Raw genomic sequence first — 13,598 nt, 5'->3', positions numbered from 1 at the left:
TTTAAAGAGAGAATATGCCATTACAGATAATCTCAATTAAAAATTTTCAGAGTAGTGTTATTGTATCTGACTGCGATAATGTAGTTAAACTATCTACATAACACAAGTACAAAGTGGTGGAACTGACAAACCTAGTCGTTCCATCACTTTTTTATTAAATTAATACAATTGAAAGCGCCTAAGCGACTTTAATGCGTAAGCTTTGATGGATTAGTGGTAAGTAGTAGTTATAGAAAAGAGTATGGAATTAATCAAAAGCAAAGAGAAGTTATCAGCCGAAAGGCAAGTACTTAAGAGATATTAAAGGAAATGAAATATATTTTGAAAGAGAAAATAAGGTTAATAGGATGAGATTTCTCGGGAGAGAAATGACCATCATTCTACATTCTCCATTCTACATTCTCAATTAAGCGAAGCGATAAGGATACCAGCATTAGGAGATATTCTAGATGGTGTTAATGCATCAATAAGTTTCTTGAGAGGAAATCTTTTAGATGGAATATTATCTTTAGTATCAATAGTGCCAGCAGTAGGATCAGCACTTGCAGTACCAGTAAAAACATTAATAAAAAATATTGATAAAACAGATGAGATAGCTAAGTTTGCAAGAATAGTTGGAGAAACTAAATTTATTACAAAATTAAGAGAAATAAAAACCGGAACAATCACGGCTATAAATAACTTAACAACAACAATTGCTAACAAGATTAAATCATCAGCAATTAACCTATTAGGAAGATTAGGAAAGAAAATTGATGAAGCAATATCTGTAATGGATAGAGCAATTAAAGAAAAGCTTGGGTTAGTAGAACAGCAATTAGATGAAGTAGTAACAAAAGCAGAAAGATGGTGTTTTGTAAAAGGTACCCTTGTTCTAACATCAAATGGATTAAGACCAATAGAAGAAATACAGATTGGAGATAAAGTATATTCACAAAATGTAGAGACTGGAGAAAAGGGGCTTAAAGAAGTAAAAGTATTATTTAGAAATCAAGCCTCGATATTAGTAAACCTAATAATAGATGGAGAAAAAATAGTAACAACAGAAAGCCATCTGTTCTGGACAAAAAATAAAGGTTGGATAAAAGCAGGAGAATTAACAAAAGGTGAAGAATTAGTAAAATACGATGGTGTAATAGGTTATGTTGAAGAAATCAATATAGAAGAATTAAAGGAAGCAACAACAGTATATAATTTTGAAGTAGAAGATTGGCATACTTACTATGTAAGTAATAAAGAGATTCTAGTGCATAATGATTGTTTTGAAAATGTAGCCAATGCTGTAACAGATAGCTTAGTAAATGAATCAGGTGAAATAGTACTTGATAGAGTAGATGAGTTAATAGCAGCAGCTAAAAAGGGTGAATTCGACGAATCAGAATTAAATGTCTTAATAACAAAGATAAAAGGGAAGAACAATCCAGATTTAGATGGAGTTGTAAAGCAGTTAGATGAAGTTGCTAAGGGGACGAGTAAATTTGATGGAATTATGAAATTAAAACCATCAAAGTATGTTGTCAAGAAAGTTGATAATGTTGATGGCTCTATACTATATACGCTCAAGACAAAAGCAGGAGTAGAGTTTGATATATTATACGATGTTGACGGATTCCCAGTATTTAATAAAGTTTACGAAATGAAATTGGACCCAGAGGACTTCTTGAAATCTAGAACAACGCACTTCAGTAGAGCAGGGAAAGATATGTATGAGAAAATGATAAAAGACCCTGATTTAATGAGTAAATTTACAGATGTTGAAATCGAAAAATTCAAAGCAGGTTTAGTACCTGATAAATGGACTTGGCATCATAACCAAGAAGATGGTATTATGCAACTAGTATTAAAAGCAGAACATGAAGTGGCATCTCATACAGGTGGATTTAGCATCTGGGGGCCAGGAAACTAGGAGGAGAATTATATGAATGAGTATATTTTTATAGGTGGCAATGTAATTGACCCATCAATTATTGAAGAGTTAGAAGCTGAATTAGGAGTTGTATTCCCTGATGATTATAAGTCTGTAATACTACAACATAATGGAGCAAGCATAGTTCCATTTGCATTTAAAGTTGGAGAAATGGTAGAAAGTATAAATAACTTTCACAAGGTAGATGAGAAGTATCATTTCAGTGATGAACGACTACCTGATGGTATCATACCATTTGCAAGAGATGCAGGAGATAATCAGATTTGTTTTGACTATAGAGAGGGTAACATCAGCATACTATTTTGGGATTATGGAAGTCCTAAAAATGATGGATTAGATTTGTCATTAATTGCAAACTCATTCAAAGAATTTCTCGATATGCTTTTTGAGTTTGATGAGTAATCTGATTCTGAATGCATAAAATTTGCAATCTAACTGCATAAAACAAACACAAAGTGGTGGAATTGACAATCGTAGTCGTTCCATCACTTTTTTCAATTTTGGAGAATGAAATCACACTGCATAATGTTAATTCTGCAGTCACTAGGATGAGAGATACATCAAATCCAAACGGAAAGTAGAAAAAACGGTTCTGAGGTTTAAGAGCGTAGTTCTTTTGGAATTAGCGAAAGGTGAAGTTAGAAACAAAAGTAATGAGTAAACAAAAGTCAAAGAAAGTATTTAGCCGGTAGGCGAGGGATTAAGAAATATATAATACAATGAAATTGAATATAAAAAGATAAATATGATATAATTAAAGAAAGAACATAAGATAAATTAAGGAGAAAATATGAAAAAAGATATGAGAAATATACACGACAAAAGTTATAAAGATTTATTCTCAAATAAAGAAGTATTTATAGATCTCCTTAAAGAGATGATGAAAGCATCATGGGCAAAAAATATAAAACCAGAAGATTTAATACTTGTTAATAAATCGTATATAACAAGTGATTACGAAGAAAAAGAATCGGATATCGTATATAAGGCAAAAATAGGAGAAAAGGAAGTAATATATTATATATTATTAGAATTTCAATCATCAATTGATTATAGGATGCCATTAAGATTATTGTTTTATATAAGTGAGATATTAAGGGATGATGCTAAAAATGCGAAACATAAAGCTGCAGATAAAGATTTAAAAATACCAGCAGTAATCCCGATAGTATTATATAATGGAAAGAAAAAATGGGATGTGGCACCAACGTTGAGAGATATGACAGTTGGCGGAGACATTTTTGGAGATAATATAATAGATTTTAGGTATAGTTTATTTGATGTAAACAACAATTACAGTAAAGAAGAATTAATAGACAATAATAATATAACATCAGCAATATTCCTACTTGATCAAAAGATAGATGCAGAAGAAGCAAAGAAAATATTAGATGCTAATAAAGAGGAGGTTGAGAGAATGGTTGCAAACAATGCTTATATGTTAAAAGAGATGAAAGAAAAAGCAGAGCAAAAAGGGCGAGAAGAAGAGAAGATAGAAATAGCAAAAAAACTTTTAGATATATTAGATGATGAAACTATATCTCAAAAGACTGGATTAGAAATTGAAAAGATAAAAGAACTTAGAAATAAATAAAATATAATTTTATAGATTGATAAGGAACTAAAATAATACTATGATAAAATGGTAGTAACAGGTAATAAATCTGTTGCTACCATTAATTTTTAGCAGCAGTTTTACTTTTAAGGGGATGAGTAAACTTATTACTAACGGAATAAAGACGTTGGATAATATTGATATTTCCAACTTTGTGATCAAGAGTAAGCATCTGGACATACCTAGATGCAGATATAACAAATATACCATGGAATGGTGTAAATCCGTAGGAGGTTAAAATGGATAATCAAAAAATATTGAAAGAGTTTGGAAAGAAGTATACTGAAGAAACATACGTAAAAGGAGTTGAATTTGCAAAGTGTTTCTTTGAACCTGGAAAAATGACTGCACCTGCGTACAAGGAAATTATGGATAAAATTTCACCTGTCATAGAGCAGTTAACGCCAGAACAAAAAGAAGGGTTTTTGTTATTAATTAAGGACGTGATTTCAAATACCATGTTTTCAACTATGAATATATTCGATACAGAAAAGAATTATCAGCTTATCTATTCATGCGAAGATGAAAAAAGTATAAATTTACAGGAAGTTGCGGAAGATAACGATTATGGAAATGGATTTTTGAATGGTGAAGTTTTCAATTGGATAAATGACCTTACAAATGAGTAAAATCTGGCAGCATAAATAGCAATAAACTAGCAACAAAAATAATTAACTGAAGTGGTGGAATTGACAATCATAGTCGTTCCATCACTTTTTTAATAAAATGATTCAATTGAAAGCGCACAGGCGACTTTAATGCGTAAGCTTTGATGGATTAGGAGCAAGTAATGGTTAAAGAGAAGAGTATCGAATAGACAATAAGCCAAAGAACTGTATTAGCCGATAGGCAAGGTCTTAAGAAATATTAAAGAAAAAAGAAACAATATATAAGGAAGTAAAAGGTTTTTAAAAGATGAGATTTCTCGGTAGAGAAATGACCTACGTTTTCCATTTTACGTTATCCATTCTCAATTAAGCGAATCGAGAAGGAAAGTGATTAAAGAATTATTAGAGAGTTATAAAGGTTAGTGAATTTTAAAATTCTAGATACAAAATGTTTAAGAAAGTAAAAACATGTTATATAATAAAGGTAATAAACTATAGGTGGTGAATGTATGTTAAAAGGATTGCTAGACCCTAAAATTGATTTTGTTTTTAAGAAGATATTTGGATCAGAGAAGCATCCTAAAATATTGATATCCTTTCTGAATGCTACAATGAAGCCGGAAAGTCCAATAGTGAGAGTTGAGATAAAAAATACCGATATAGAAAAACATTTTTTAGAAGATAAATTTTCAAGATTAGATGTGAGAGCAGAAACAGATAAAAAGGAAATAATAAATGTTGAAATACAATTGAAAAATGAGTATAACATGATAAGAAGAAGTCTTTATTATTGGAGTAAATTATATGAAGAGCAACTTGGAGAAGGTGAAGATTACTCAAAGTTAAAAAGAACGGTATGTATTAATATACTTAATTTTAAATATTTGAAAAATGAAAGATTTCACAATGGATATAGATTAAAAGAAAAAGAAACTGGAGAAGAACTAACAGATGTTATAGAAATTCATTTTATAGAAATACCAAAACTACAAGATAATAGCGACGAAAAAGATATGTTAGTTGCATGGACAGAATTTTTAAAGAATCCTGAAAGTGAAAAAATCAGAGATCTAGAGATGAGCGTAGAAGAAATAAAAGAAGCAAAAGATGAACTAGTTAGAATAAGTAATGATAAAGAAGAAAGAGCCTTATATGAAATGAGAAGTAAAATTTTAAAAGATAAAATAAGTGCTTTGAATAAGGCAAAAGAAGAAGGCAGAGAAGAAGGGGAAATATTAAAAGCTTTGGAAATAGCAAAAAAACTTTTAGATATATTAGATGATGAAACTATATCTCAAAAGACTGGATTAGAAATTGAAAAGATAAAAGAACTTAGAAATAAATAAAAATATAATTTTATAGATTGATAAGAAACTAAAATGATACTATGATAAAATGGTAGTAACAGGTAATAAATCTGTTGCTACCATTAATTTTTGATAGAGTATTTGACGCACCTTTAGATAGATGGAGGAAAATGACATGATACTAAGAGAATTTGACCTAGATATTCCTAACATAGGAGATAAAAATAAGAGAGTAAAATTTAGAGATGAAATAAGATGTATTGCATCAATGTATGAAAGATACTTTAGTAAATTTAAGACAAAGAATTGCTGGAAGATATTAATAGAGTGTGTAGATATGGTCACAAATGAAAAGGTTAGAGATTTACTAGGTGCATATACAATACAAGTAAAATTTAATATTGATGAGTATTTTAAGTTATCAAATACTCAAAAAAAGAAGATAGTGCTTGAATGTTTAAAAGAAGGTATTGATAAGGTTTGTGATGAAATGAAATGGGAAAAATCACCCTTTGAAGAAGCATATAATAAAATTATTGAAAACAATTATGAGAACAATTGGACATGGAAAAAGCCAGTTAGAAATCCAACTAAAGAATACAAAGCAGAAGTTTTTTGTGAACATCATGTAGATGTTTTCAATATAAGTATTATTATAAAAAATTATAAAGGTGAAGAATTAATACGAAAAATGGTTAAAGATGAAAGACCAAATGAATTCAGTTACGTTTGGCACTTTGGTGAATTGAAATGGATCTCTGACAATGAGGTTGTCCTTATAAATCAAGATGGGAATGAGAGATGGAGTGTAAAAATATAAGTAATGTATAGTATTTTGTAATTTTTAATAAAGTGAAATCAGAAAAGATGAGTTAAAAGTGTATCATAACAGGTTATTTGTGCAATGGTTGTATTATTATGTAATATTATGATAAAATATACTGGTAAATAAAATATTTCAAAGGGGGAGAGTTTTATGAATGAGATTACATTAAAATATGATTATGGTATTAGATTTGGCAAAATACTTGCTGTAATAGGGGGAGCTTTTTCAGTAAGTTTATTAATGTCAATATTGGGGATACTTCCTGAATTTCCGTTAGTAAAAGATATGGGGTCATTTGGAAGGATTTCCATATTAGCAATTTGTTGTTTAATAACAGTATTGTGTTTTAATGGAGTAAGAAAAAAAACAGCAATAGTTAAAAGTATAGTACATAATGGTGAATTAGTAAAAGGTAGAGTGGTAGGTAAATATAAAGCAAAACATAGCATAACAATTGAATATGAATTTAATTATTCAGGTGAAAATCATAAAGGCTCAAGTTTTATCTCAAAAAAATATCAGTGTATTGGTTCATTGAGCAGTGGAAATGAAGTTGAAATACTAGCAATGAAAGATAACAACGGAAAGACTAAATCTATTTTGAAAAATGTATATTTTCAACTTGAATCAGTGTAATTAAAATTTATAGTATAATTGTATCAAAATAAATATTGGTGGTGAAGCTTACATTAGGAGCTACACCGCTTTTATTATTATGGAGATTATTTTTAAGAAATATTTTATTGGGTGTATAAGTATAGTTAATTAAGAGACTCAATAATAAAATTTAGTTATTAAGAAATTAGTATTATATAATTATTTATAAAAGTGTAATCAATAATGTATAGTCAATAGTATACTGATGAAGGGACAAATTTTTTCTAAATATTAGTTTATTATTATTTGAAAATAAGCAAACAATTATAATATAATTATGAAGGGGCAATATAATATTGTCTATGTTAAAACATAAAAATTAAATTTTATTTATATTGGAAGGGGAGAATTTTCAAAGTAAATAATTACATAATATTAAATGAAATATATAATATTTTATTAAAAGAAAGTTAACACACTGAACTAATAGTATATGTTATACTAGAATAACTAATTATTGAAAAGTTACTTTATAACAATTATTATTAGTTAGTTATCAAATTAATATTTACTCGGAGATGATGATGATATGGAGTTATGTTCAATATGTAACAAGAATTTAGCAGTTGTTTATATCAATAAATTTGAAAATGGTAAGAATGTAATGAAGGGAGTTTGCATGGATTGTGCAAAGACAATGGGACTTCCTGTTATGGATAAAATGATGAAGCAGCTAGGAATGACAGAAGAAGAATTTTCTATGGTTAATGATCAGATGAAAAATATGCTTGAGAATATGGATATAAGTGAAATAAATGAACAAATGCAGTCGATGATGAAGAATGTTGACTTAAATGAGTTAAAGGAAAGTTTAAAAGAAAGTGATATATCCGCAGATTTCTTAAGTGGGATGTTCCCTAAAATGTCTGTAAATGATGAAGATGAAGATGATGCTATGGAAATGGTAAACCTAAATAAAGAAGATAGAAGCAGTGCTGAAAATATTAAAGAACAAGATGATAATAAAAAAGGAAAGAAAAAGAAATCATGGCTTGGACCTAGAAAGAAGCATTTAGATAAGTATGGAATAAATCTTACTATGAAAGCTATGGATGGAAAAGTTGACAGAATAATAGGAAGAAACAGAGAAATTGATAGAGTTGTTCAAATTTTAAATAGAAGAAGCAAGAACAATCCTATTTTAATTGGTGAACCAGGGGTAGGTAAAACAGCAATCGCTGAAGGATTAGCTGTAAGAATTGTTGAAAAACAGGTTCCAGAAAAATTATTAAACAGTGAAATCTATTTATTAGATATGACTGCTGTTGTAGCAGGAACTCAATTCAGAGGACAATTTGAGAGCAGAATGAAGAATATTATTGATGAGGTTAAATCCTGTGGAAATGTTATTCTTGTAATAGATGAGGTCCACAACATAATGGGAGCTGGAGAAGTTCAAGGTGGAGCAATGAATGCAGCTAACATATTAAAACCTTCTTTAGCTAGAGGAGAAATCCAACTTATAGGAGCTACAACTACTGAAGAATATAGAAAGCATATTGAGAAGGATTCAGCCCTTGAGAGAAGATTCCAGCCTGTACTTGTAGAAGAACCTACTGTTGAGGAGAGTATTGAAATTCTTAAAGGAATTAAAGACTATTATGAAAATTATCATAAGGTAAGTATCTCAGATGAAGTTATAAAGAGTGCTGTAGAGCTGTCAAAGAGATATATTACTGATAGAAAGCTTCCAGATAAGGCTATCGATGTTATTGATGAAGCTGGTTCAAGAGCAAATCTTAAGAATAAAGGGCTTGTTGAGATTGAGGCACTTAAAGAAGAATATGATGCTTTAACTGAAAAAAGAGCTAAGGCAGAAGAAGATAAGGAATTTGAAAAGTCAGCTGAATACAAGGTTCAGATATGTAGAATAGAAGATAAAATTAAGAAGTTAGCTGAAACATGTTATGATGTTGAAATTACAATTGAGGATATAGCATATGTAATAGAGGCTTGGACTAAGATACCTGTAAATAGAATTACAGAAGAAGAAGCACAAAAATTATTGAGTCTTGAAAATAGACTTCATAAAAGAGTTGTAGGACAGGATAAAGCTATAAGCAGTATCTCAAAATCTATCAGAAGAAATAGATCTGGTTTTAGAAAGAAAAAGAAGCCATCTTCATTTATCTTTGTTGGACCAACAGGAGTTGGTAAGACAGAACTTGCAAAATCATTAGCATTTGAATTATTCGGTTCAGATGATGCCATGATAAGACTTGATATGTCAGAGTATATGGAGAAACATACAGCATCAAAGCTTATTGGAGCTCCTCCAGGATATGTAGGATATGATCAAGGTGGATTCTTAACCGAAAAGGTTAGAAGAAAGCCATACTCAGTTATTCTTTTAGATGAGATAGAAAAAGCTCACCCAGATGTATTCAATATGCTTCTTCAGATTCTTGAAGATGGAAGATTAACAGACAATCAAGGAAGAACTACCTTCTTTGAAAACTGTATAATCATAATGACATCTAATGCAGGAAGTAATATGAAAACAGCAAACATTGGATTCTCACACAGTGAGTATGATAAGCTTGAGAGTAAAGCACATAACGCACTTAAGCAAATCTTCAGACCAGAGTTCCTTAACAGAATAGATGATACAATTGTCTTTACTGCATTAAATAAAATTGAACTTAAGGATATCATAGAGCTTATGATTAAAGAAGTTAAAGATGAAGCTAAAGATAATGATATTTCAATAGATGTTGAAGAGAATGTTAAAGAGTTCATACTTGAAAAAGGATATGATGAGAAATATGGAGCTAGACCTCTTAGAAGATGTATCGAAAGAAATATCGAGGATGTTATTGCTGAAGAATATTTAAAAGGAAATGTTAAGAGCGGTGATAGTATTAAACTGGAAATGAAAGATGAAAAAGTTAAGGTAGTTAAATAAATTTAAAGCAGTGATCTTAAATGGGTCACTGCTTTTTTTATGGAATATTATGGGTAGAGGTGTTTGAAGGGATTTAGTGAGATAGTTCTCTTTTTTAAAATGATGTTGAAAAGTGTGCAAGCTATCAATTGATTTAGGTAGTAGATCTATTTATATATTAATAAATAAAAAAGTGAGATAGTTCTCTTTTTTAAAATGATGTTGAAAAAGTACAAGATATAATAAGTACAAGCAATACATAACATAAATTTGGTAAGGGGTCTTTAAATTTAAAACTTTGTACAATTAAACTTGAATTTTATTAACCAGAGGTTTGTCCGATTGAATACTTTAATTTTTCAACATTTTCTTAAAAAAGAGAGATATCTATAAAAAACTAAAACGAAAACTACAGACCAAATTATGTAAAATAATAAGTAATAAAATTATTGTTAACTTAAAATTTAAGCAAGGTTGACAATTGTAAAAGAATAATGTAATCTAAGGTTAATTGTATAATATAAATTGTAGTGTATAACTATAAGAGTGAGGTGGCACTTTCTATGAAGGGATTTATTAAGGAGCTAAGAGATAAAATTTTAAATGGATATTTTATAAATGAAGAGGAAGCTCTTAAGATTATTAACATTGATGAGAGTGATGAGGATACAATAGAGGTTTTACTTCAATGTGCAAATGATATTAGAAAAAAATTCGCTGGGAACAAAGCAGATCTATGCTCTATAATGAATGGGAAATCAGGCAGATGTTCAGAGGATTGTAAATATTGTGCTCAATCAGTACATTATAATACAAATGTGTGTGAGTATGGATTAATTAATTACGAGGATGTTTTGGAAAGAGCAAAAGAGGTTGAAGCACAAGGAACCCATAGGTTTTCACTTGTAACTAGTGGTAGAGGGATTGAGAGTGAGGAAGAGCTTGATGCTTTAGTTAATATATACTCCAGATTAAAAAAAGATACTAATCTTAAGTTATGTGCGTCTCATGGAATCATAAACTATGATCAGGCAGTGAGATTGAAAGAGGCTGGAATATCAATGTATCACCATAATGTTGAGACAAGTGAAAGTTATTATGGGGAGATATGTACAACTCATACATATGAGGATAGAGTAAATACTATAAAGGATATACAAGAAGCAGGGATTGACCTTTGTTGTGGAGGAATTCTTGGACTTGGAGAGAAGAGGGAAGATAGAGTTAGCATGGCATTTGAGATAAGAGGATTAGGTGTAAAATCAGTACCACTAAATGTTTTAAATCCTATAAAAGGTACTCCTTTAGGAGGTAATCCTGTGTTATCACCCAATGAGATTTTAAAGACTATGGCACTCTTCAGGTTTGTAATTCCAGATGCATATATAAGATATGCTGGAGGAAGAATGGCCTTAGGAGATAAGCAGTATAAAGGTTTTGCAGGTGGGGTTAATGCAGCGCTTACAGGAAATTATCTCACTACAGTAGGAAGTAATGTGGATAATGATAAAGAGATGATAACTTGCTCTGGACTGGAGATTTAAAAGAAATGTAGAATTGAGAATGTAGAATGAGTGACATTTTTCTTCGAGAAATTTCAATATTATATTCATTAAAAAAAGGCCTTTGGCCTTTTTTTATAAGATAAAATCAATACATTGAGGCTTTAGTTTATAAACAACGTCTTTTCTTTCAACTATAACCTGTAATTTCTCTCTAATTCGTTTATTTTCAATAATTTTATTAAGTAATTCTTTAGTAGGATTTATTGCAACAGGATAACCAACTGATTTAAACATAGTGTAGTCACCTGTAGTATCACCATAAGCATAACTTTGAGAAAGATCAATATCATATTTCTGTACGAAAAAGTCTATTGCATTTTGCTTGTTTACACTGTCCCACATTGGTTTTATTTCACCAGTATAAATATCTTGATCATTAAGTATATAGTTTGAACCGATAAAGTCATGAAAGTCATATTTCGTTGCCATTTCTTTTACTAGTTCTTGTGGGCTACCTGAGATAGTTATGATAACATGACCTTGTTCTTTGTGCCATTTAATCATATCTCTTGTATAGGTGTAAACTTTATCACCTTTTTGTTTTATGATTAGCTTTGCTATATGATCTATTTGAGATCTGTGAAGACCAATTATAGCTTCGGCATAAATTTCTGCCATCTTTATAAGGTAATGGTCGTAGTTTCCTATTCTTTTATCCCATTTTGTGTAGTGAGGGCGTACTTCTTTGTACCATCGTTCAGATTCTATTATTTCACTTCTTATAAGTTTTTTAAATAATTCTGTTATTAGTCCTTCTCTATATAGCGTACCATCAATATCGAAAAACGCCGCAATCTTCTTTTGCATGTTCTCATCTCCTTTAAATGATCAATATCAACCATTGAGTTGAATAATCTAATAGATATCATACCGCGAATTTTAATTTATGCATGTTCCATAATCTCAGTGTTTCAGTGAGTTATGGACTTGCTTAAATTAATTAATGAGCTGAGATATCTTAAGTATAGAGTTTCCATAAATTAATGTCTATATTAATAAAGTATTCTACTATAATTTGTAATGAATTTCAATGGTTATATATTATCATTGTATTTTAGATATTTTAAAATGTGAAAAGCAGAATAAAGGGTAAATAAAAAAGCTTAAGAAAAAAATGCACATTTGTACATCATTTTCTCAAGCTTATATTTAAAAATATTAGTCGTCATAGTTATCCATGAAAGAAATCTTTTCTCCACCAGTCTTGTATCCAAGTATAGCATCAAGATTAACATTACATGCAGATTTAAAGATTGATTTATCAACATCTGCAAAAGTTTTCTTCATTTCTGCAATAAGGTCTTTAATCTCTTTTCTTTTACTTGAAGTTTTTCCAGCTGCTACTACACAACCACAGTTCATTGTGAATAAACCATTATTTTGTGTAAAGCGTTTTATATTATCTTCTTCAATATAATAAAGTGGTCTTATAAGTTCCATATCATTAAAATTAGTTGATTTTAATTTAGGCATCATTGTTTTAAAGTTTCCTGAATAAAGAACATTCAACATAGTTGTTTCAATTACATCATTAAAATGATGTCCAAGAGCCATTTTGTTACATCCAAGCTCTTCAGCTTTCGCATATAATGCTCCTCTTCTCATTCTTGCACACATATAGCAAGGGTACTCCTTAGCTATAGTATCAACAATATTAAATATATCAGCTTTAAAGATCGTTACAGGAATGTTTAGGTATTCACAGTTACTGATTAATAATTCTCTATTTTCTTCGTTGAATCCAGGGTCCATAGCAATAAATTCAAGGTCGAAATTAACCTGACCATGTCTTCTTAACTCTTGAAAACATTTTGCTAAAAGAAGACTGTCTTTACCTCCGGATACTGTTACGGCAATTTTATCTCCATCTTGAATCATATCAAAATCTTTAATTGCTTTGATGAATTTCGTCCAGATTTCTTTTCTATATTTTTTAATTATACTTCTTTCAATCTCTTTTAATGGTTTTCTTTCGCTAAAAGGGATCAGTACTTCACAGCCGCTCCCCGCTAATTTACTCATATAATATCACCTCTCCAAGTTTATATTATAACAACTTTTATATCATTTGTCTTCATGAAATAATAACCGAAAAACAAGTGTTTACAGTTATTTTCCTATTTAACACCCAAATCTATTGACAACGCTAATAGAATATGATATTCTTTAGCAGTAGGGACTGATAATTCATATCAATTAGAAATGAAAA

General features: G+C 29.8%; 11 protein-coding genes. 9 read left to right on the top strand and 2 right to left on the bottom strand.

Annotated features, from left to right (window positions below; all coding sequences use genetic code 11):
* Positions 1–475 precede the first annotated feature (475 nt).
* From OW730_RS19910 to bioB, 9 genes are all read left to right on the top strand, one after another.
* Entirely contained in the window at positions 476–1,906 is a 1,431-nt protein-coding gene (locus OW730_RS19910; RefSeq protein ID WP_271225795.1) for a polymorphic toxin-type HINT domain-containing protein, read from the top strand.
* 12 nt (positions 1,907–1,918) lie between these two features.
* A complete protein-coding gene (locus OW730_RS19905; RefSeq protein WP_271225794.1) occupies positions 1,919–2,329 on the top strand; it encodes an SMI1/KNR4 family protein in 411 nt (136 codons plus the stop codon).
* Between the two features lie 388 nt (positions 2,330–2,717).
* The gene (locus OW730_RS19900; protein ID WP_271225793.1) at positions 2,718–3,521 is read left to right on the top strand and encodes an Rpn family recombination-promoting nuclease/putative transposase; all 804 of its coding nucleotides are present in this window, start codon (positions 2,718–2,720) and stop codon (positions 3,519–3,521) included.
* A 260-nt stretch (positions 3,522–3,781) separates the two neighbouring features.
* Entirely contained in the window at positions 3,782–4,171 is a 390-nt protein-coding gene (locus tag OW730_RS19895) for a hypothetical protein (RefSeq protein WP_271225792.1), read from the top strand.
* A 488-nt stretch (positions 4,172–4,659) separates the two neighbouring features.
* Positions 4,660–5,496, top strand: coding sequence for an Rpn family recombination-promoting nuclease/putative transposase (locus OW730_RS19890; RefSeq protein ID WP_271225791.1), 837 nt, complete (start codon positions 4,660–4,662; stop codon positions 5,494–5,496).
* 136 nt (positions 5,497–5,632) lie between these two features.
* Positions 5,633–6,277: a hypothetical protein gene (locus OW730_RS19885; protein WP_271225790.1), complete on the top strand. Its 645-nt coding sequence runs from the start codon at positions 5,633–5,635 to the stop codon at positions 6,275–6,277.
* A gap of 156 nt (positions 6,278–6,433) precedes the next feature.
* Positions 6,434–6,919 carry a hypothetical protein gene (locus tag OW730_RS19880; RefSeq protein WP_271225789.1) on the top strand — a complete coding sequence of 162 codons (486 nt, stop codon included), beginning with the start codon at positions 6,434–6,436 and terminating at the stop codon, positions 6,917–6,919.
* A gap of 550 nt (positions 6,920–7,469) precedes the next feature.
* On the top strand, positions 7,470–9,845 hold the full coding sequence (locus tag OW730_RS19875) for an ATP-dependent Clp protease ATP-binding subunit (protein WP_271225788.1): 2,376 nt from the start codon (positions 7,470–7,472) through the stop codon (positions 9,843–9,845).
* Between the two features lie 542 nt (positions 9,846–10,387).
* A complete protein-coding gene (gene bioB, locus OW730_RS19870) occupies positions 10,388–11,368 on the top strand; it encodes a biotin synthase BioB (protein ID WP_271225787.1) in 981 nt (326 codons plus the stop codon).
* Between the two features lie 93 nt (positions 11,369–11,461).
* Here the strand turns inward: bioB and OW730_RS19865 are convergent, their stop codons facing one another.
* Together OW730_RS19865 and OW730_RS19860 are read right to left on the bottom strand one after the other, a co-directional pair.
* Positions 11,462–12,196 (bottom strand): HAD-IB family hydrolase, encoded by a 735-nt coding sequence (locus OW730_RS19865; protein ID WP_271225786.1) that lies wholly within the window; start codon positions 12,194–12,196, stop codon positions 11,462–11,464.
* 351 nt (positions 12,197–12,547) lie between these two features.
* Positions 12,548–13,411: a tRNA 2-thiocytidine biosynthesis TtcA family protein gene (locus tag OW730_RS19860; protein WP_271225785.1), complete on the bottom strand. Its 864-nt coding sequence runs from the start codon at positions 13,409–13,411 to the stop codon at positions 12,548–12,550.
* Positions 13,412–13,598: the final 187 nt, after the last annotated feature.

It is taken from the genome of Oceanirhabdus sp. W0125-5 (genome assembly GCF_027938815.1).
In the GTDB taxonomy this organism is placed as follows: domain Bacteria; phylum Bacillota; class Clostridia; order Clostridiales; family Clostridiaceae; genus Oceanirhabdus.
Note: the sequence above shows the minus strand (reverse complement) of the source record. Positions and strands in the feature narration are given on the sequence as shown.

What these genes read in the sequence shown, in the direction of transcription:
- OW730_RS19880 (WP_271225789.1), top strand. Translation starts at nt 6,434, where the DNA reads ATGAATGAGATTACATTAAAATATGATTATGGTATTAGATTTGGCAAA.
- OW730_RS19900 (WP_271225793.1), top strand. Translation starts at nt 2,718, where the DNA reads ATGAAAAAAGATATGAGAAATATACACGACAAAAGTTATAAAGATTTA.
- OW730_RS19895 (WP_271225792.1), top strand. Translation starts at nt 3,782, where the DNA reads ATGGATAATCAAAAAATATTGAAAGAGTTTGGAAAGAAGTATACTGAA.
- OW730_RS19890 (WP_271225791.1), top strand. Translation starts at nt 4,660, where the DNA reads ATGTTAAAAGGATTGCTAGACCCTAAAATTGATTTTGTTTTTAAGAAG.
- OW730_RS19885 (WP_271225790.1), top strand. Translation starts at nt 5,633, where the DNA reads ATGATACTAAGAGAATTTGACCTAGATATTCCTAACATAGGAGATAAA.
- bioB (WP_271225787.1), top strand. Translation starts at nt 10,388, where the DNA reads ATGAAGGGATTTATTAAGGAGCTAAGAGATAAAATTTTAAATGGATAT.
- OW730_RS19905 (WP_271225794.1), top strand. Translation starts at nt 1,919, where the DNA reads ATGAATGAGTATATTTTTATAGGTGGCAATGTAATTGACCCATCAATT.
- OW730_RS19860 (WP_271225785.1), bottom strand. Translation starts at nt 13,411, where the DNA reads ATGAGTAAATTAGCGGGGAGCGGCTGTGAAGTACTGATCCCTTTTAGC.
- OW730_RS19865 (WP_271225786.1), bottom strand. Translation starts at nt 12,196, where the DNA reads ATGCAAAAGAAGATTGCGGCGTTTTTCGATATTGATGGTACGCTATAT.
- OW730_RS19875 (WP_271225788.1), top strand. Translation starts at nt 7,470, where the DNA reads ATGGAGTTATGTTCAATATGTAACAAGAATTTAGCAGTTGTTTATATC.